This is a genomic window from Streptomyces sp. MH60 (assembly GCF_002939385.1).
In the GTDB taxonomy this organism is placed as follows: domain Bacteria; phylum Actinomycetota; class Actinomycetes; order Streptomycetales; family Streptomycetaceae; genus Streptomyces.
The window spans coordinates 39,700-59,111 of record NZ_MULI01000033.1 but is presented as its reverse complement, the minus strand read 5'-3'; the positions used below and the strand labels follow the sequence as shown (position 1 = coordinate 59,111).

At 68.3% G+C, this 19,412-nt stretch carries 16 protein-coding genes; 9 read left to right on the top strand and 7 right to left on the bottom strand.

Annotation, left to right across the window (positions count from 1 at the left end):
* Nucleotides 1–16 precede the first annotated feature (16 nt).
* The 7 genes from gyrA to dnaA all read right to left on the bottom strand — a co-directional run bounded on the left by gyrA (nucleotide 17) and on the right by dnaA (nucleotide 11,958).
* A complete protein-coding gene (gene gyrA, locus BZZ08_RS21035) occupies nucleotides 17–2,611 on the bottom strand; it encodes a DNA gyrase subunit A (protein ID WP_104633807.1) in 2,595 nt (864 codons plus the stop codon).
* 42 nt (nucleotides 2,612–2,653) lie between these two features.
* The gene (gene gyrB, locus BZZ08_RS21030) at nucleotides 2,654–4,714 is read right to left on the bottom strand and encodes a DNA topoisomerase (ATP-hydrolyzing) subunit B (RefSeq protein WP_198601600.1); all 2,061 of its coding nucleotides are present in this window, start codon (nucleotides 4,712–4,714) and stop codon (nucleotides 2,654–2,656) included.
* 434 nt (nucleotides 4,715–5,148) lie between these two features.
* A complete protein-coding gene (locus BZZ08_RS21025; RefSeq protein ID WP_104633805.1) occupies nucleotides 5,149–5,724 on the bottom strand; it encodes a DUF721 domain-containing protein in 576 nt (191 codons plus the stop codon).
* On the bottom strand, nucleotides 5,721–6,842 hold the full coding sequence (gene recF, locus BZZ08_RS21020; RefSeq protein ID WP_104633804.1) for a DNA replication/repair protein RecF: 1,122 nt from the start codon (nucleotides 6,840–6,842) through the stop codon (nucleotides 5,721–5,723). The genes BZZ08_RS21025 and recF overlap by 4 nt, the downstream gene beginning before the upstream one ends.
* 32 nt (nucleotides 6,843–6,874) lie before the next feature.
* Nucleotides 6,875–7,750: a phosphogluconate dehydrogenase (NAD(+)-dependent, decarboxylating) gene (gene gnd / locus BZZ08_RS21015; protein ID WP_104633803.1), complete on the bottom strand. Its 876-nt coding sequence runs from the start codon at nucleotides 7,748–7,750 to the stop codon at nucleotides 6,875–6,877.
* 201 nt (nucleotides 7,751–7,951) lie between these two features.
* The gene (gene dnaN / locus BZZ08_RS21010) at nucleotides 7,952–9,082 is read right to left on the bottom strand and encodes a DNA polymerase III subunit beta (RefSeq protein WP_052836777.1); all 1,131 of its coding nucleotides are present in this window, start codon (nucleotides 9,080–9,082) and stop codon (nucleotides 7,952–7,954) included.
* 890 nt (nucleotides 9,083–9,972) lie between these two features.
* Nucleotides 9,973–11,958 carry a chromosomal replication initiator protein DnaA gene (gene dnaA / locus BZZ08_RS21000; RefSeq protein ID WP_104633801.1) on the bottom strand — a complete coding sequence of 662 codons (1,986 nt, stop codon included), beginning with the start codon at nucleotides 11,956–11,958 and terminating at the stop codon, nucleotides 9,973–9,975.
* A 377-nt stretch (nucleotides 11,959–12,335) separates the two neighbouring features.
* Between dnaA and rpmH the strand changes: the two genes are divergently transcribed.
* The 9 genes from rpmH to BZZ08_RS20955 all read left to right on the top strand — a co-directional run bounded on the left by rpmH (nucleotide 12,336) and on the right by BZZ08_RS20955 (nucleotide 19,330).
* Nucleotides 12,336–12,473: a 50S ribosomal protein L34 gene (gene rpmH / locus BZZ08_RS20995; RefSeq protein WP_003975051.1), complete on the top strand. Its 138-nt coding sequence runs from the start codon at nucleotides 12,336–12,338 to the stop codon at nucleotides 12,471–12,473.
* A 21-nt stretch (nucleotides 12,474–12,494) separates the two neighbouring features.
* Nucleotides 12,495–12,866, top strand: coding sequence for a ribonuclease P protein component (gene rnpA / locus BZZ08_RS20990; RefSeq protein ID WP_104633800.1), 372 nt, complete (start codon nucleotides 12,495–12,497; stop codon nucleotides 12,864–12,866).
* Nucleotides 12,863–13,237 (top strand): membrane protein insertion efficiency factor YidD, encoded by a 375-nt coding sequence (gene yidD / locus BZZ08_RS20985; RefSeq protein WP_104633799.1) that lies wholly within the window; start codon nucleotides 12,863–12,865, stop codon nucleotides 13,235–13,237. Before rnpA ends, yidD begins: the two co-directional genes overlap by 4 nt.
* A gap of 3 nt (nucleotides 13,238–13,240) precedes the next feature.
* The gene (gene yidC / locus BZZ08_RS20980) at nucleotides 13,241–14,536 is read left to right on the top strand and encodes a membrane protein insertase YidC (protein WP_104633798.1); all 1,296 of its coding nucleotides are present in this window, start codon (nucleotides 13,241–13,243) and stop codon (nucleotides 14,534–14,536) included.
* 15 nt (nucleotides 14,537–14,551) lie between these two features.
* A complete protein-coding gene (locus BZZ08_RS20975; RefSeq protein ID WP_104633797.1) occupies nucleotides 14,552–15,064 on the top strand; it encodes a Jag family protein in 513 nt (170 codons plus the stop codon).
* A gap of 124 nt (nucleotides 15,065–15,188) precedes the next feature.
* Nucleotides 15,189–15,908: a 16S rRNA (guanine(527)-N(7))-methyltransferase RsmG gene (rsmG, locus tag BZZ08_RS20970; RefSeq protein ID WP_104633796.1), complete on the top strand. Its 720-nt coding sequence runs from the start codon at nucleotides 15,189–15,191 to the stop codon at nucleotides 15,906–15,908.
* A gap of 284 nt (nucleotides 15,909–16,192) precedes the next feature.
* Nucleotides 16,193–17,266, top strand: coding sequence for a ParA family protein (locus tag BZZ08_RS20965; RefSeq protein ID WP_161379662.1), 1,074 nt, complete (start codon nucleotides 16,193–16,195; stop codon nucleotides 17,264–17,266).
* Nucleotides 17,263–18,369, top strand: a complete 1,107-nt coding sequence (locus BZZ08_RS20960; RefSeq protein ID WP_104633795.1) for a ParB/RepB/Spo0J family partition protein — start codon at nucleotides 17,263–17,265, stop codon at nucleotides 18,367–18,369. The genes BZZ08_RS20965 and BZZ08_RS20960 overlap by 4 nt, the downstream gene beginning before the upstream one ends.
* 343 nt (nucleotides 18,370–18,712) lie before the next feature.
* On the top strand, nucleotides 18,713–19,330 hold the full coding sequence (locus BZZ08_RS20955) for a GNAT family N-acetyltransferase (RefSeq protein WP_104633794.1): 618 nt from the start codon (nucleotides 18,713–18,715) through the stop codon (nucleotides 19,328–19,330).
* The last annotated feature ends 82 nt before the right edge of the window (nucleotides 19,331–19,412 follow it).

Here is a 19,412-nt window from a genome sequence, read left to right as displayed (position 1 = left end):
TGACTCTCTCCTCGTGCTACTCGGCCGAGGGCGCCTCACCCTCGTCCGTGCCGGTGGTCGCGGCATCCTCGGCGGTCTCGTCGACGGCCACATCGCCGTCGACCTCCTCCGCCTCGCGTCCCGCCTCGGCGTTGCGTGCGATGCCGACGACGGCATCGCGCTTGCCCAGATTGATCAGTTGAACGCCCATGGTGTCACGGCCGGTCTCCCTGACCCCGTTGACTCGCGTACGAATCACACCGCCCGAGAGTGTGATGGCGAGGATCTCGTCGTGCTCCTCGACCACCAGCGCGCCCACGAGCGACCCGCGGTCCTCGACGATCTTGGCGGCCTTGATGCCGAGGCCGCCGCGACCCTGGACGCGGTACTCGTCGACGGAGGTCCGCTTCGCGTAACCGCCGTCGGTGGCAGTGAACACGAACGTACCGGCTCGAACAACATTCATCGAGAGCAGCTCGTCCCCTTCGCGGAAACTCATGCCCTTGACGCCCGAGGTGGCACGCCCCATCGGACGCAGTGTGTCGTCCGACGCGGTGAACCTGATCGACTGCGCCTTCTTGCTGATCAGCAGCAGATCGTCCTCGGCCGAGACGAGTTCGGCCCCGATCAGTTCGTCGTCGCTTCCGTCCGCCTGCTCCCGCAGGTTGATGGCGATGACACCGCCGGAGCGCGGCGAGTCGTAGTCCTTCAGCGGCGTCTTCTTCACCAGACCGGCCTTGGTGGCCAGGACCAGGTACGGAACCGCCTCGTAGTCGCGGATCGCGCGGATCTGGGCGATCGTCTCGTCCGGCTGGAAGGCCAGCAGGTTCGCCACGTGCTGGCCGCGCGCGTCCCGGCCGGCGTCCGGCAGCTCGTAGGCCTTGGCGCGGTAGACGCGGCCCTTGTTGGTGAAGAACAGCAGCCAGTGGTGCGTGGTGGACACGAAGAAGTGGTTGACGATGTCGTCTTCCTTGAGCTTCGCTCCGCGCACGCCCTTCCCGCCGCGCTTCTGCGCCCGGTAGTCGTCGGTCTTGGTGCGCTTGATGTAGCCGCCCCGCGTGACCGTGACGACGATGTCCTCCTCGGCAATCAGGTCCTCGATGGACATGTCGCCCTCGTACGGGATCAGCTTCGTCTTGCGGTCGTCGCCGTACTTCTCGACGAGCGCGGTCAGCTCCTCGCTGACGATCCCGCGCTGGCGGACGGGCGAGGCGAGGATCTCGTTGTACTCGGTGATCTTGGCCTGGAGTTCGTCGTGCTCACGGACGATCTTCTGCCGCTCCAGGGCCGCCAGGCGGCGCAGTTGCATCTCCAGGATGGCGTTGGCCTGGATCTCGTCGATCTCCAGGAGGTCCATCAGGCCCCCGCGCGCGATCTCGACGGTGTCGCTGCGCCGGATCAGCGCGATGACCTCGTCGATGGCGTCCAGCGCCTTGAGCAGACCGCGCAGGATGTGCGCCCGCTCCTCCGCCTTGCGCAGCCTGAAGCGCGTACGGCGGACGATGACCTCGATCTGGTGGTTCACCCAGTGGCGGATGAACGCGTCCAGGGAGAGGGTGCGCGGCACGCCGTCCACCAGGGCCAGCATGTTGGCGCCGAAGTTCGACTGGAGGTCGGTGTGCTTGTACAGGTTGTTCAGCACGACCTTGGCGACCGCGTCCCGCTTGAGCACGATCACCAGGCGCTGGCCGGTGCGCGAGGACGTCTCGTCGCGGACGTCCGCGATGCCGCCGATCTTGCCGTCCTTCACCAGGTCGGCGATCTTCTGCGCGAGGTTGTCGGGGTTGGTCTGGTAGGGCAGCTCCGTGACCACCAGGCACTGGCGGTTCTGGATCTCCTCGACCTCGACGACCGCGCGCATGGTGATCGAGCCGCGCCCGGTGCGGTAGGCCTCCTCGATGCCCTTGCGGCCCACCACCAGGGCGCCGGTCGGGAAGTCGGGGCCCTTGATGCGCTCGATCAGCGCGTCGAGCAGCTCCTCGTGCGAGGCCTCGTAGTTCTCCAGGTACCACTGGGCGCCGGCCGCGACCTCGCGCAGGTTGTGCGGCGGGATGTTGGTCGCCATGCCGACCGCGATGCCCGCCGAGCCGTTGATCAGCAGGTTCGGGAAACGGGCCGGCAGGACGGTCGGCTCCTGGGAGCGGCCGTCGTAGTTGTCCGTGAAGTCGACGGTCTCCTCGTCGATGTCGCGGACCATTTCCATCGACAGCGGCGCCATCTTGCACTCGGTGTAGCGCATGGCCGCCGCCGGGTCGTTGCCCGGCGAGCCGAAGTTGCCGTTGGAGTCGACGAGCGGCATCCGCATCGACCACGGCTGGGCGAGGCGGACCAGCGCGTCGTAGATGGAGCTGTCGCCGTGCGGGTGGTAGTTGCCCATGACGTCGCCGACGACGCGGGCGCACTTGTAGAAGCCGCGCTCGGGGCGGTAGCCGCCGTCGTACATGGCGTACAGCACCCGGCGGTGCACGGGCTTGAGGCCGTCACGGACGTCGGGCAGCGCACGCGAGACGATGACGGACATCGCGTAGTCGAGGTACGAGCGCTGCATCTCCGTCTCGAGCCCCACGGGCTCGACACGCATCGCCAGGGCGTCACCCTCGGGCGTGGTCACAGGAGTGTTCTCGTCGGTCATTGCTGGTGAAGGTCCTTCCTGGTGCGGTCAGCTGAGACCGACTCAGATGTCGAGGAAGCGGACGTCCTTGGCGTTGCGCTGGATGAACGCGCGCCGGGCCTCGACGTCCTCGCCCATCAGCACCGAGAACAGGTCGTCGGCCTGCGCGGCGTCGTCGAGCGTGACCTGGCCGAGCACCCGGTGCTCCTGGTCCATGGTCGTGATGCGCAGCTCCTCGGCGTTCATCTCGCCGAGGCCCTTGAAGCGCTGCACGGAGTCCTCGCGGATGCGCTTGCCCGCGTTGCGGCCCATCTCGATCAGCGCGTCGCGCTCGCGGTCGGAGTAGGCGTACTCGAAGTCGTCCCGACCCCACTTGATCTTGTACAGCGGGGGACGGGAGAGGTACACGTGCCCGGACTCGACCAGCGGCCGCATGAAGCGGAACAGGAAGGTCAGCAGCAGGGTGTTGATGTGCTGGCCGTCGACGTCGGCGTCCGCCATCAGGATGATCTTGTGATAGCGGAGCTTCTCGATGTCGAAGTCCTCGTGCACACCGGTGCCGAACGCGGAGATCATCGCCTGGATCTCCTGGTTCTGCAGGATCCGGTCGATGCGCGCCTTCTCGACGTTGAGGATCTTGCCGCGGATCGGGAGGATCGCCTGGTACTGCGGGTTGCGGCCGGACTTGGCCGAACCGCCGGCGGAGTCGCCCTCGACGATGAAGATCTCGCACTTGGTCGGGTCGTTCGACTGGCAGTCGGACAGCTTGCCCGGCAGCGACGCCGACTCCAGCAGGCCCTTACGGCGCGTCAGGTCGCGGGCCTTGCGGGCCGCCACGCGCGCGTGGGCCGCCTGGATGCCCTTGCGGATGATGTCCGCGGCCTCGTTGGGGTTGCGGTCGAGCCAGTCGGTGAGGTGCTCGTAGACGACCTTCTGCACGAAGGTCTTCACCTCGGTGTTGCCCAGCTTGGTCTTGGTCTGGCCCTCGAACTGCGGCTCCGCCAGCTTGACCGAGATGATCGCCGTCAGACCCTCGCGGATGTCGTCACCCGTGAGGTTGTCGTCCTTCTCGCGCAGCAGCTTCTTGTCGCGCGCGTACTTGTTGATGAGCGAGGTGAGCGCCGCGCGGAAGCCCTCCTCGTGCGTGCCGCCCTCGTGCGTGTGGATGATGTTGGCGAAGGAGTACACGCCCTCCGTGTAGCCGCCGTTCCACTGCATGGCGACCTCGAGGGACAGGCTCTTGTCCTTGTCCTCGGCCTCCAGGTCGATCACGGTGGGGTGCACCAGCTCTCCCTTGCGGGAGTTGAGGTACGTCACGAAGTCGACGATGCCGCCCTCGTAGTGGTACGAGACGCTCTTTTCCTCGTGCTTCTCGTCCTCCCCCGCCTCGTCCGCGCCGGCGGTGGCCTTCGCCGACTCGCGCTCGTCGGTGAGGTTGATCCTCAGGCCCTTGTTGAGGAAGGCCATCTCCTGGAAGCGCCGGGAGAGCGTCTCGAAGGAGTAGTCGGTGGTCTCGAAGATGTCGCCGTCGGCCCAGAAGGTGACCGTCGTGCCGGTCTCCTCGGTGGCCTCGTGCCGGGCGAGCGACGCCGTGGGGACGCCCAGCTTGTACTCCTGCGTCCAGCGGTAGCCGTCGGTCTTGACCTCCACCGCGACCCGCGTGGAGAGGGCGTTGACGACGGAGACACCCACGCCGTGCAGACCGCCGGAGACCGCGTAGCCGCCGCCGCCGAACTTGCCGCCCGCGTGCAGCACGGTCAGCACGACCTCGACGGCGGGCTTCCCCTCGGAGGGGACGATGCCCACCGGGATGCCACGGCCGTTGTCGACGACCCGGACCCCGCCGTCGGCGAGGATCGTCACGTCGATCGTGTCCGCGTGACCGGCCAGCGCCTCGTCGACGGAGTTGTCCACGACCTCCTGCACCAGGTGGTGCAGGCCCCGCTCACCGGTCGAACCGATGTACATACCGGGTCGCTTGCGGACCGCGTCCAGACCCTCGAGGACGGTGATGGCACTGGCGTCGTACGACGCGGAGGCATCGCTGTGCGAGGTGCTCACCGCGTCGTTCACGCCGGTGTCGGTGGACGGGTTGTTCTCGTTGGGGTTGCCGGAATCGGCCACGAAGCGCCCTTTCTGGCACAGCACGAGCCGGGCTCGTCGGCAGGTTGCCGGAGCGGCTGCGGCATGTTGCGTTGGTAAGCCTTGATCAGCGTTGCTCAGCTAGTCCCGGACGGTCCCCACAGTCGGGGCGGGATTCTCTCTCATTCTACCGGTACCACTGACACTGATGGGGGTTTGCCGGTACCTGAGTCCGCATGTGCCGCCCTGAACGCTGCTCGTCCGACTCCCGATATGCGGATGGGGGCCTCAAGAGGCTCACAACGGCACCCAGCGCTTCGAGGCGTCAACCCTTTGCTACTTGGGAGTCAGATCCCGCTCCGAGGCCCCGCACGGGGGTACGGCGCAGCGCGCCCCGACGGTTCACTCCGACCGGCGGCGCTCATTTTTGTGAGGTACATCACGCATCTCTGACGGGGTGCCAGACCGCCCGCAGATCACCCGTAGGTGTCGCCCGGGCCCTGGCTGCCGGGCGCCCGCAATGGCCCGTAGCGCCGGCCCGGACCGCCCGGACCACCGGGTCCGAGAACCTTGATCATCCGCACCGACCCGTGCCCCAGGTCCTCGTTGAGCCGGGCCACCAGCGTCGGCGCGAGCAGCCGCAGGTTCGTCGCCCACGCCGTCGAGTCGCAGCGCACGACCAGCACCCGCTCGTCCTCGTCGTACCGCTCCGGCTCACAGTGCTTCGCCACGTCCTCACCGACGATCTGCGGCCAGCGGCCCATCACCCCGCCCACCGCGGCCGGTGTCTCCCAGCCGCGCTCGGTGATCAGCCGGTTGATCGCGGAACCCAGCGCCATGGGGTCACGGCCGTCGGCCCGCGCCCCGGAGCGCAGACCCCCGCGACGCGCCTGCTTCTTCTGCTGGGCCGCGTCCCCACGCGCGCGTGCCGCTTCCCGCGCCGCCCTGAGCGCCACGCGCGCGAGGTCGACGCCGGACGGCTCCTGGCCGCCTTTCCCGGGGGCTTTCCCGGGGTCGCCGGGAGGACCGGGGGCCGGCTCGTCGGCGCTCATACGCGCTCCACCGTCCCCTCCGCCACCGTGAACCGCGCCCCCGCCAGCACATGCGGTACGTCGTCGTCGACCGCGGCCGTCACCAGCACCTGCTCCCCGGGCGCGACCAGCTCGGCCAGCCGCTCCCGGCGCCGCGCGTCCAGCTCGGCGAAGACGTCGTCCAGCACCAGCACCGGCTCGTTGCCCTCCGCCCGCAACAGGTCGAACGACGCCAGCCGCAGCGCCAGCGCGTACGACCACGACTCGCCGTGGGAGGCGTAGCCCTTGGCGGGCAGCGAGCCGAGCTTGAGCAGCAGGTCGTCCCGGTGCGGACCGACCAGCGTGACGCCCCGCTCGATCTCCTGCTTGCGCGCCTCGGCGAGCGCCGCCATCAGCTGCTCGTACAGGTCCTCACGCGTGTGCGCCTCACCGGGCGCCGACGGCTTGTACTCCAGGGCGACGGGCCCACCGCCCGGGGCCAGCTGCTCGTACGCCTTGTCGGCCAGCGGCTGCACGGCCGCGATCAGGTCCAGCCGCTGGGCGAGCAGCTCGGCGCCCGCGCGCGCGAGGTGCTGGTCCCAGACGTCGAGCGTGGACAGGTCCATCGTGCGGCCGCCGTGCCGGCGGGCGAGCGCGGCCGACTTCAGCAGGGTGTTGCGCTGCTTGAGGACCCGGTCGTAGTCGGAGCGCACCCCCGCCATCCGCGGGGAGCGTGCGGTGATCAGCTCGTCCAGGAAACGGCGCCGCTCACCGGGGTCGCCCTTGACCAGCGCGAGGTCCTCCGGCGCGAACAGCACGGTGCGCACGATGCCGAGCACGTCACGCGGTCTGACCTGCGAGGACCGGTTGATACGGGCGCGGTTGGCCCTGCCCGGGTTCAGCTCCAGCTCGATCAGCTGCTGCCGCTCGCCCTGCCGGACCTGGGCGCGGATCACGGCCCGCTCGGCGCCCATGCGCACCAGGGGGGCGTCGGAGGAGACCCGGTGGCTGCCGAGGGTGGCCAGGTAGCCGACCGCCTCGACCAGGTTGGTCTTGCCCTGCCCGTTCGGGCCGACGAAAGCGGTGACGCCCGGGTCCAGGGGCACCTCGACCCGGGCGTACGAACGGAAGTCGGCCAGCGACAGATGCGTGACGTGCATGGTCGTTCGCCGACCTCCCCAACTGGTGGTGCCTACTTCTTCTCGACCGCGTGGCCGCCGAACTGGTTCCGCAGCGCGGCGATCATCTTCATCTGCGGCGAGTCGTCCTGCCGGGACGCGAACCGCGCGAAGAGGGAGGCCGTGATCGCGGGCAGCGGCACCGCGTTGTCGATCGCCGCCTCCACAGTCCAGCGTCCCTCACCGGAGTCCTGTGCATAACCCCGGAGCCCGTCCAGGTGCTCGTCGTCGTCGAGGGCGTTGACGGCCAGGTCGAGGAGCCAGGAGCGGATGACGGTGCCCTCCTGCCAGGAGCGGAAGACCTCGCGGACGTTGTCCACGGAGTCGACCTTCTCCAGCAGCTCCCAGCCCTCGGCGTAGGCCTGCATCATGGCGTACTCGATGCCGTTGTGGACCATCTTCGCGAAGTGGCCCGCGCCCACCTTTCCGGCGTGCACGGCACCGAAGTCGCCCTCCGGCTTGAGGGCGTCGAAGACCGGCTGCACCTTGGCGACGTTCTCGGCGTCGCCGCCGTACATCAGCGCGTAACCGTTCTCCAGGCCCCAGACGCCGCCGGAGACGCCGCAGTCGACGAAGCCTATGCCCTTGGCCGCCAGCTCCTCGGCGTGCTTCTCGTCGTCCGTCCAGCGGGAGTTGCCGCCGTCCACGACGACGTCGCCGGGCTCCAGCAGCTCGCCGAGCCGGTCGACGGTGGCCTGGGTGGCCTCGCCTGCCGGGACCATCACCCACACCACGCGCGGTGCGCTGAGCTTGCCCACAAGCTCTTCCAGGCTGTGGACGTCGGCGAGGTCCGGATTGCGGTCGTATCCGACGACGGTGTGGCCCGCGCGGCGGATCCGCTCGCGCATGTTGCCGCCCATCTTGCCGAGGCCGACGAGACCGAGCTCCATCAGTTGCGTTCCTTAGGTGTGCGAGGTGGCAAGGCGGCACCTCCGAACCCGCCGGATGCGTGCCGCGGCACTTTCGTACCCGCGTCGAGCCTAAACCCGCACGCCCGTGCACAGCTGTGGGCATACGCGCTCAGACGTACGCCCTCACCTGCGGGTTCGTCCCCACCCTGTGGACAGCGACCAACGGTGCGGCGGCCTTGCTCAGCCGCTCAGCCGCACCGGCATGATCAGGTACTTGTAGGCCTCGTCCGCCTCGGCGTCCACCGCGGGCTTGCCGCTGAGCAGGGCGGGCTTCGTGGACGTGGTGAAGGACAGCTGGGCGACCGGGGAGTCGATCGCGCTCAGGCCGTCCAGCAGGAAGGTCGGGTTGAAGGCGATCGAGATGTCGTCGCCCTCCAGCTGGGCGTCGACCCTTTCCACAGCCTGTGCGTCGTCACTGGAGCCAGCCTCCAGGATGAGCACGCCCTGCTCGAAGCTGAGCCGCACCGGGGTGTTGCGCTCGGCGACCAGGGCCACGCGCTTGACGGCCTCCACGAAGGGGGCGGTCTCGATCACCGCGACGCTGTTGAACTCCGTCGGGAAGAGCGTCTTGTACTTCGGGAGGTCGCCCTCCAGCAGACGCGTCGTCGTCCGGCGGCCCGCGCCCTCGAAACCGATCAGGCCCTCGCCCGCGCCCGACCCGGACAGCGCCAGGATCACCTGGTCACCGCTGGTCAGCGCCTTGGCGGTGTCCTGGAGCGTCTTGGCGGGCACCAGGGCGACCGCGGAGATGTCCGGGTTCTCCGGCTTCCACAGGAACTCGCGGACCGCGAAGCGGTAGCGGTCGGTGGAGGCCAGCGTCACCGAGTCGCCCTCGATCTCGATGCGCACACCGGTCAGCACGGGCAGCGTGTCGTCGCGGCCCGCGGCGATGGCCACCTGCTGCACGGCCGAGGCGAAGACCTCGCCGGGGACCGTGCCCGTCGCCTCCGGCATCTGCGGCAGCGCCGGGTACTCCTCCACCGGCAGGGTGTGGAGGGTGAACCGCGAGGAGCCGCAGACCACCGTCGCCCGTACACCGTCTGTGGAAATCTCCACCGGCCGGTTGGGGAGGGCGCGGGAGATGTCCGCGAGCAGCCGGCCCGAGACGAGGACCGTGCCCTCCTCCTCGATCTCCGCTTCGACCGACACCCGCGCCGAGACCTCGTAGTCGAAGCTGGACAGGCTCAGCTGCCCCTCCTCGGCCTTCAGCAGCAGGCCCGCGAGGACCGGCGCCGGCGGACGGGCCGGGAGGCTGCGAGCCGCCCAGGCCACTGCCTCCGCGAGTACGTCGCGTTCCACCCGGATCTTCACTGTTGCCGCCTCCTGCTGTTGCCGGCGCTGCTCGCCCTGCTTCGCCTTCGTCGTCTGACCGGTGTCGTCCGCCGCTGTGAGGGGCAGAACACCGGGGACCAGTCTGACGCACCCCACTGACAGTAGGTGCCGTTCGGGGTCAAGTCGTGACGAGGGGCGGTCGGGCTCGAGAGAGCGAGTTGTGCACAGGACCCGCTTCGAAACGAATTCCGCACTCTCTCTAGTCGTCAGTAGTAGTAGGGCCTGTGGATACCGTGGATAACCTCGTTTGCCCAGGTCAGGCCGGGAATTTTGTCCACCGGGCCTGTGGGCGGAGCCGGTGGACAACCGGGCCCTTCTGTGGAGAACAGAAAGTTCTGCACACACCGTGCACAGGGAGAGGCGACTTCTCCCCAGCGCCGTCCCCAGCTTTACCCACGTTTCCCACAGCCCAACCAGGCAGCCCGGTGTGACGCCTTTCACTCGACGCGGTGACAGGGCGCGTCACGTTGCCGAACAGTGGACAGGCATGTGGAGAAGCTGGGGATCGCTGGGGACAACCGCGTCCATCCTGTGGGTTGCCCGTGGACAACCGGACGCACAGCCTGTGGATCATTTCTTTGTCCACAGCCTGTGGAGATCGTTCGTCCACGAATCCACAGGGAGCTGACCTGCCCTGATGATCCCTCACCAGCCTGGCCTGTGGACAGGATCGGGACAACTTCCCAGTCCCCAAGGTGTGGACGGAAAAAACTGGCCCAATCTGTGGAGGACGCCCGTAACCCGGCAGGTATTCGAACAGCGGCCAGGACAGCCGTACGAGCCGGTGGAGACGCGGGGACGCGCGGGAGACACGCGAAAGGCGCCCCCGGGGGTCCCGGAGGCGCCTTCGTAGCCGGTGCCGGCGGCCGTCAGCCGTTCTTGATGCGGTTGGTCAGCTCGGTCACCTGGTTGTAGATCGAGCGCCGCTCGGCCATCAGATTGCGGATCTTCCGGTCGGCGTGCATCACCGTGGTGTGGTCCCGGCCGCCGAACAGCGCGCCGATCTTCGGCAGCGAGAGGTCCGTCAGCTCGCGGCACAGGTACATGGCGATCTGCCGGGCCGTCACGAGCGCCCGCCCGCGCGAGGTGCCGCACAGGTCCTCGATCGTGAGGCCGAAGTAGTCAGCGGTCGCGCCCATGATGGCCGTGGACGTGATCTCGGGCGCCGAGTCCTCGCCGCCGGGGATCAGGTCCTTGAGGACGATCTCGGTGAGTCCCAGGTCCACCGGCTGCCGGTTGAGCGACGCGAACGCCGTCACCCGGATCAGCGCGCCCTCCAGCTCGCGGATGTTGCGGGAGATCCGCGAGGCGATGAACTCCAGCACCTCCGGCGGGGCGTTGAGCTGCTCCTGGACCGCCTTCTTGCGCAGGATCGCGATGCGCGTCTCCAGCTCCGGCGGCTGGACGTCGGTGATCAGGCCCCACTCGAAGCGGTTGCGGAGCCGGTCCTCCAGCGTCACCAGCTGCTTGGGCGGCCGGTCGCTGGAGAGCACGATCTGCTTGTTGGCGTTGTGGAGGGTGTTGAAGGTGTGGAAGAACTCCTCCTGCGTCGACTCCTTGTCCGCGAGGAACTGGATGTCGTCGACGAGCAGGATGTCCATCTCGCGGTAGCGCTTGCGGAAGCTGTCGCCCTTGCCGTCGCGGATGGAGTTGATGAACTCGTTGGTGAACTCCTCCGAGCTGACGTAGCGCACGCGCGTGCCCGGGTAGAGGCTGCGCGCGTAGTGCCCGATGGCGTGCAGCAGGTGGGTCTTGCCGAGTCCCGACTCCCCGTAGATGAACAGGGGGTTGTAGGCCTTCGCGGGTGCCTCGGCGACGGCGACGGCCGCCGCGTGGGCGAAGCGGTTGGAGGCGCCGATGACGAAGGTGTCGAAGAGGTACTTCGGGTTCAGGCGGGCGGTCGGCTCGCCGGGGCCGGTCGCCGGCGCGGGCTGCGCGGCCAGCGGCCCGGGCGCCCCGGTGGCGGGTCCGGGGCCGACCGGGCCGCCGCGGTGGACGTGCCCGGACCCGGGCGGGGGATCGGGCAGCTCACGGCGCGGGCCGCGCTTCTCGTAGTCGCCGCGCTGCTGGTCGTAGTCCCCGCGCGGACTGTCGTATTCACCCCGGGACTGTTCGTAGTCGCCGCGGGACTTGTCGTAGTCGTTCCGGGACTGCTCGTACTCGCCGCGCTGGGTGTCGTACGAGGAGCGTTCCGGGGGCTGCTGCCGGTAGTCCTGCTGGTACGGGCTGTGGGACTCGTGGGAGTACGGCGGCGGCTCCTGGCCGTACGGCTCCTGCGACGGGGACGCGTAGGGGTCCCGTTCCGGGAAGCCGAGGCGCTGCTGCTGCCAGCCGTAGTCGTCCTGCTGCGCGGGGCGGGGCCAGGAGCCGGGCTCGGGGCGCTGGTACTCCTGCGGGTAGGCGGGCCGGGCGGTGGGGAGCTGGTCGGCGCGGTGGCGGCCGTACCCCTCGTACTCGTCGCGGTACTCCTCGCGGCCGCCGCCCTGTCCGGGAGCGGGGAGCTCGGGCTCCTCGTAGCGGGGCTGGGGTCGGGAGGGCGGCGCTTGGGGCGCCTGCGGAGCGGGCCCGGCGGGCTCCCCCGCGGTGTCGTCGACGGTGATCGCGATGCGGATCGGGCGCCCGCACTCGCGGCTGAGGGTCTCGCTGACGATCGGGGCGAGACGGCCCTCCAGTACGCCCTTCGCAAATTCGTTCGGTACGGCGAGCAGGGCGGTGTCGGCGACCAGCGCGAGCGGCTGGCAGCGCCGGATCCAGTGCTCGTCCTTCGACTCGACACCCTGCCCGCGGCCCTCCCCGAGAAGTTGCTCCAATACGCGTGGCCACACTGCGGCAAGATCGGCAGGTACGTCAGCCACAGGGCACGCTCTCTCACGAGTCCCTCGAAGGTGTGATTCGGGGACGGGTCGGGATGAAACTCGGGTGGGGCAGGGATAAGGGAACGAATCGGAGTCCAGTCACGGTAGTCAGCGCGACGGGTAGGGTTCAAGTTGTTGTCCCCAGCCTGTGGACAAGTGTCTCCCGGTCACCGCTGGTTTGACCGAATGGCGCAGTCGCACGTACCGTAACCAGGTCGAGTTGTCGATGGCTGCTGCCGCCTGCCTCCGATGGGCACAGGTCACGTCCAAGGTGATCGAAAAGCGGTGCACTCGGGCGTAACGCGAGCTACTCGTGGGCGCACGGTGACAGCCAGGACGGCACCCCGCCAACACCCGAATCTTTCTGGAGCCCCCGAGTGAGCAAGCGCACCTTCCAGCCGAACAACCGCCGCCGTGCGAAGACCCACGGTTTCCGGCTGCGTATGCGTACCCGTGCCGGCCGCGCGATCCTCGCGACCCGCCGCAGCAAGGGTCGCGCCCGTCTGTCCGCCTGATCCCGGTCAGGTCATGACATCGTGCTGCCCACCGAGAACCGGCTGAGGCGGCGCGAGGACTTCGCGACCGCGGTACGACGGGGACGCCGGGCCGGCCGCCCGGCCCTCGTCGTCCACCTTCGAAGCGGTGCCACGGACCCGCACGCGCCTGGGGAGAGCGCTCCCCGGACACGTGCGGGTTTCGTCGTGAGCAAAGCCGTGGGCGGTGCGGTCGTGCGCAACAAGGTGAAGCGCAGGCTTCGCCATCTGATGCGCGACCGGATCGACCTGTTGCCCCCCGGTAGCCTGGTAGTCGTACGAGCGCTGCCCGGTGCGGGTGACGCCGACCATGCACAGCTGGCCCGAGACCTGGACGCCGCCCTGGAGCGGCTGCTGGGAGGGGGCGCGCGATGAAGTACCCGTTGCTGGCTCTGATCAAGCTCTACCAGTGGACGATCAGTCCGCTGCTGGGGCCGGTGTGCAAGTACTACCCGTCGTGTTCCCACTACGGCTACACGGCCATTGACCGGCACGGAGCCGTCAAGGGCACCGCGCTCACCGCCTGGCGCATCCTGCGGTGCAATCCGTGGTCGCCGGGCGGCGTGGACCATGTTCCGCCGCGCAAGCGCCCGCGGTGGCACGAAATGCTGCGTGCCGCCTGGCGGGCACGCAAGGGCGGGACCTCCGCCGCCGAACCGGCCACCGAAGGAGGACCTGCTCATCCGAGCCCGTCCCGTCCTTCGGGCCCGGCCGCAGAGACCTCGCCCCATGCCCAAGGAGCATGATTAGTGGACACGATTGCCAGCCTCTTCAGCTTTATCACCTGGCCCGTCTCCTGGGTCATCGTCCAGTTCCACACGGTGTACGGGGCGATCTTCGGACCTGACACCGGATGGGCCTGGGGCCTGTCCATCGTGTCCCTGGTGATCCTCATCCGTATCTGCCTGATCCCGCTCTTCGTGAAGCAGATCAAGGCGACGCGCGGGATGCAGACGCTCCAGCCGGAGATGAAGAAGATCCAGGAGCGCTACAAGAACGACAAGCAGCGTCAGTCCGAAGAGATGATGAAGCTGTACAAGGAGACGGGTACCAACCCGCTCTCCTCGTGCCTTCCCATCCTGGCGCAGTCCCCGTTCTTCTTCGCCCTGTACCACGTGCTCAACGGCATCGCGTCCGGCGACACCATCGGCAAGATCAACCAGCCTCTGCTGGAGAGCGCCCAGAAGGCGCACATCTTCGGGGCCCCGCTGGCCGCGAAGTTCACCGACGGCGCGTCCAAGGTGGAATCCCTCGGAGCCTCGCTGACGGACGTCCGGGTCGTCACCGCGGTCATGATCGTGCTGATGTCGGCGTCGCAGTTCTTCACCCAGCGCCAGCTGATGACCAAGAACGTCGACACCTCGGTGAAGACGCCGTTCATGCAGCAGCAGAAGATGCTGATGTACGTCTTCCCGGTCATGTTCGCCGTCTTCGGTATCAACTTCCCCGTCGGTGTCCTCGTCTACTGGCTGACCACCAACGTGTGGACCATGGGCCAGCAGATGTACGTCATCCGCAACAACCCGACGCCGGGTTCCAAGGCGCAGGCCTCCTACCTGGAGCGGCTGCACAAGAGCGTCACCGAGCACGGCAAGATCCGTGGCCGGGGCCAGAAGGCCATCGTGAAGGCCATCGTCGCCAAGGGCCGGGACCGCAACGAGGCCGAGCGCAAGTTCATCAACGGTCTGAACAAGTCGGGCCTGGCCGCCCAGGCCGACGGCACCGTGGTGAAGAACGACGCCGCGGTGGACGCCCAGAGCGCGGACGGTTCGACCGTGACGACCACGGCTCAGCCCAAGCGCCAGCAGCCCAAGCGGCAGAGCAAGTCGCAGCGCCAGGCCAAGCCCGCCGGTGAGGCCGAGCCGAAGACGTCGCTGACCAAGTCGGACGAGCCGCAGGACCCCGAACCGGCCGGCAAGCAGGACGCCAAGCCTGCCGCCGGTGCCAAGAAGCCGGCTCAGAAGTCCGGCGGCGGTGGCCGCAGCAAGGCCCAGTCCGGACAGCGCAAGGGCCCGCAGCGGCCCAAGTCCCCGTCGAAGAAGTAAGAAGGAGTCCATCCCGTGACGGAAGGCACCACCTCCGCCGCTGCCGAGGGTGCAGACACCCTCACCCGCCTCGAGCAGGAGGGCGAGATCGCCGCGGACTACCTGGAGGGTTTGCTCGACATCGCCGACCTCGACGGCGACATCGACATGGACGTCGAGGCCGACCGTGCCTCCGTCTCGATCATCAGCGACAGCCAGAGCAGGGACCTGCAGAAGTTGGTCGGCCGGGACGGTGAGGTGCTGGAGGCTCTGCAGGAGCTCACCCGTCTCGCCGTGCACCGGGAGACCGGCGACCGCAGCCGGCTGATGCTCGACATCGCGGGTTACCGCGCCGACAAGCGCGCTGAGCTGTCCGAGCTGGGCGCCAAGGCCGCGGCCGAGGTCAGGAGCAGCGGCGAGTCCGTGCGGCTGAAGCCGATGTCGCCCTTCGAGCGCAAGGTCGTGCACGACGCGGTCAAGGCCGCCGGACTGCGCAGTGAGTCCGAGGGCGAGGAGCCTGAGCGCTTCGTCGTCGTGCTTCCCGCCTGATCGGTTCTCTCGTTCTCCGGCCCCGTCTGTTGCGCAGGCGGGGCCGAATTTTGTCAGCCTGATAGTTCTGGTGGTTCTGGTACCGACGCCCGGTGCGTCGGTGCCGTACGGAAGGACGGTCCCCGTGTCGGAGGCAGCGGAGCTCCCCCCTGTACCCGAGCAGGCACGTGACGTGTTCGGTGATCGCTACGCGGACGCGGTCCGCTATGCGGAACTGCTCGCCGAGGCGGGGGTGAAGCGCGGGCTGATCGGTCCGCGTGAAGTGCCCCGGCTCTGGGAGCGGCACCTGCTGAACTGCGCGGTGCTCTCCGAGGTCGTGCCCGAGGGAGTGACGGTGTGCGACGTCGGCTCGGGCGCCGGCCTGCCCGGGATCCCGCTGGCACTGGTACGCGAGGATCTGAAGATCACCCTTCTCGAGCCGCTGCTGCGCCGCACGAACTTCCTGACCGAGGTCGTGGAGCTGCTGGGCCTGGACCATGTGACCGTTGTGCGGGGCCGGGCCGAGGAGGTCATGGGCAAGCTGCCGCCGGTGCACGTGGTGACGGCACGCGCCGTTGCTCCCTTGGACCGTCTCGCCGCCTGGGGCATCCCGCTGCTGCGCCCGTACGGCGAGATGCTCGCCCTCAAGGGCGACGCGGCCGAGGAGGAGCTGAAGGCGGCGACCGCGGCGCTGAGCAAGCTCGGTGCGGAGGAGACGTCCATCCTTCACGTCGGAGAGGGTGTCGTTGACCCGATGTCCACCGTGGTGCGGGTCGAGGTCGGCGAGAGCCCCGGTGGCGTGCGCTTCGCCGCCAAGCGGGCCAAGGCCGCCCGGACCGGACGGACGCGCCGACGTCGCGGATAGCGGCCCGAGGCGGTTCATGGTTGCCGTGATGGTCCGCCGTACTCCACACAAGCTGCCCTGCCTCCGCATGCCGGAGTGTCGCGGCAGTTCGGCATCGGCAGCTGTGCATCGTGTTTCACGTGAAACGTCGCTCACTGCTGCACGGCATCATCAGTCGCGGCCGCGCCGCGGCCGACCCCCGCGATCGAAAGCCTCTCGGGTCGCTCAGAGAGGGTACGGAGTTGTCCACAGAGGTGGATTTCTCCACAGAAGACCAGGCCTCACTGGTTCATGACCCCGAAGGCATGGGAGGCTCTGTTCATTGCGAGCCTGAAGTCGAGGAGAGTGAATCCTTGCGGTCCGACGCCAATATCGCGGGACCGATGACCGATCCGGTCCCCGGTCCCCGTACCGAGTCGATGGGAGCGGATGTTTCACGTGAAACACCGCCTCCGATGGACGACACTCCGATCGGTCGTGCTGCCCAACTCGCCGTCGAGGCTCTGGGCCGCGCCGGCGAGGGGCTGCCGCGACCCGAGCAGACCCGGGTCATGGTCGTGGCCAACCAGAAGGGCGGTGTGGGCAAGACGACGACGACCGTCAATCTTGCCGCGTCACTCGCCCTGCACGGCGCGAGAGTCCTGGTCGTCGACCTCGACCCGCAGGGCAACGCCTCTACCGCGCTGGGCATCGACCATCACGCCGATGTCCCCTCCATCTACGACGTGCTGGTCGAGAGCCGACCGCTATCGGAAGTGGTCCAGCCGGTCCCCGATGTCGAGGGCTTGTTCTGTGCGCCTGCCACGATCGATCTCGCCGGTGCGGAGATCGAACTGGTCTCTCTGGTCGCACGCGAGAGCCGTCTCCAGCGGGCGATCACGGCATACGAACAGCCGCTGGACTACATCCTCATCGACTGCCCGCCCTCTCTGGGCCTGCTGACCGTCAATGCTCTCGTCGCGGGCCAGGAGGTGCTGATCCCGATCCAGTGCGAGTACTACGCCCTGGAAGGACTGGGACAGCTGCTGCGCAACGTCGACCTGGTACGTGGACATCTCAACCCCACGCTGCATGTGTCGACGATTCTCCTCACCATGTACGACGGGCGGACGCGGCTCGCGTCGCAGGTCGCTGATGAGGTGCGCAGTCACTTCGGCGAGGAGGTGCTCCGGACGAGCATCCCTCGCTCGGTCCGTATCTCCGAGGCCCCGAGCTACGGGCAGACGGTACTGACCTACGATCCAGGATCAAGTGGAGCCCTCTCCTATCTGGAGGCGGCCCGTGAGATCGCGCTGAAGGGCGTGGGCGTCAACTACGACGCCACCCACGCTCACCTCGGCGCCCAGAATGATCCGAGCATGGTGGAGGGGATCCAGTGAGTGAGCGACGGAGGGGGTTGGGCCGTGGTCTGGGCGCACTGATCCCCAACGCCCCGACCGAGAAGTCGGTTGCCTCGGCGGCGTTGGGTACCGCGGCCTCCGCGTCCCCCGGGACGATGCCGCTGCTGCCGAACGAGCGCGGAGTGGCCGCGGCGAAGGTGGCCACGCTGGCGCATGTTTCACGTGAAACAGAAGAGCCGATCGCAGCGTCGGGCATGGACGGACTCCGGCCGCCCATGGGGGCGCACTTCGCCGAGGTTCCCCTCGACGCCATCACGCCGAACCCGAAGCAGCCGCGCAAGGACTTCGACGACGACGCGCTGGCCGAGCTCGTCACCTCCATCAGGGAGGTCGGTCTCCTCCAGCCGGTTGTCGTCCGGCCGACGGAGCCCGGGCGCTATGAGCTCATCATGGGTGAGCGCCGCTTCCGTGCCTGCCGCGAGCTGGAGCTGGACGCCATCCCGGCGATCGTGCGGGCGACGGAGGACGAGAAGCTCCTCCTGGACGCACTCCTGGAGAACCTGCACCGCGCTCAGCTGAACCCGCTGGAGGAGGCGTTCGCCTACGACCAGCTGCTGAAGGACTTCAACTGCACGCACGACCAGCTGGCTGACCGCATCGGTCGCTCCCGCCCGCAGGTGTCCAACACGCTGCGTCTGCTGAAGCTCTCCCCGAAGGTGCAGAACCGGGTGGCGGCAGGCGTACTCTCCGCGGGGCATGCGCGAGCCTTGCTGTCCGTGGACGACCCGGAGGAGCAGGACCGGCTGGCGCATCGCATCGTGGCCGAAGGGCTCTCGGTGCGGTCGGTCGAGGAGATCGTGACCCTGATGGGTTCACGGCCGCAGAAACCGCAGCGGGCCAAGGGCCCGAGGGCCGGCTCTCTGGTGTCCCCGGCGCTCTCTGACCTGGCGACGCGGCTCTCGGACCGCTTTGAGACGCGCGTGAAGGTGGACCTGGGACAGAAGAAGGGCAAGATCACCGTCGAGTTCGCCTCCATGGAGGACCTTGAGCGGATCCTCGGAAGTCTCGCCCCCGGCGAAGGCCCGGTACTGCAGAAGGGGCTCCTGGAGGGCGAGGACGAGGACGGGGACGTCGAGTCCTGATGTCCGGGTCCTGATGTCCTGGTAGAGGGAGCACTCAAGGGTGCTTCGGCAGTCTCAAGGGCGGGCCGTGTCCGGTGCATACCGGAACACGGCCCGCCCTTTGCTTTGCGTCGGTGTCGGGGCCACCGCATCGTGGATACGATGCGATCGAGATGGCGTTGTCACCTGGCAGTACCTCTGAGAGGAAGGCAGGGGCCATGCGAACGATGAGCCGTACCGAATTGGTGAGCGCGGGCTTGGGGCTGGGCGCGGTCGGTGGGTTCATCGGCAGCCTGCTCAGGGAACGGAGCGCTCTGACAGCCGCCCGCGACGCGGCAGGGGAAGGAAGCGAGGAACAGCCTTCATGGGGCGCCGGCTCGTACCGCTCACGCTGGACAACCTTCAGGACCTTCCCCAACGCTGTCGCTCGTGCGTCTTCTGGGAACTGGACCCCGTCAGTGGCGAGGCCGCGGTAAGGGCGGGCACGCCGGCCCTGGAGAAGGAATCCTGGATCTCCGCCGTTCTGCTGGACTGGGGATCCTGCGGCCGGGTGGTCTACGTCGATGACGTCCCGGTGGGTTTCGTTCTCTACGCTCCCCCTGCGTATGTACCGCGCTCGGCAGCTTTCCCCACCAGTCCGGTCTCTCCCGACGCGGTCCAGCTGATGACGGCGTTCGTGATGCCGGGGTACCAGGGCCAGGGTCTGGGCCGGGTGATGGTTCAGACGGTCGCCAAGGATCTCCTGCGCCGTGGCTTCAAAGCGATCGAGGCGTTCGGTGACGCTCGCTGGAAGGAGCCTGCCTGTGTCCTGCCGGCGGACCATCTCCTGGCGGTGGGTTTCAAGACGGTCCGGCCGCATGCCCGGCATCCGCGACTGCGGCTGGATCTGCGGTCCACGCTGTCCTGGAAGGAAGACGTGGAGATGGCGCTGGACCGCCTGCTGGGTGCCGTTCAGAAGGAACCGGCGTTGCGTCCGCTGTAGTGACGGCACCGGAGAGGGCAGTAATCCGAATGGGCCGACCCGGTCGGGTCGGCCCATTCGTGTTTCACGTGAAACGTCAGTC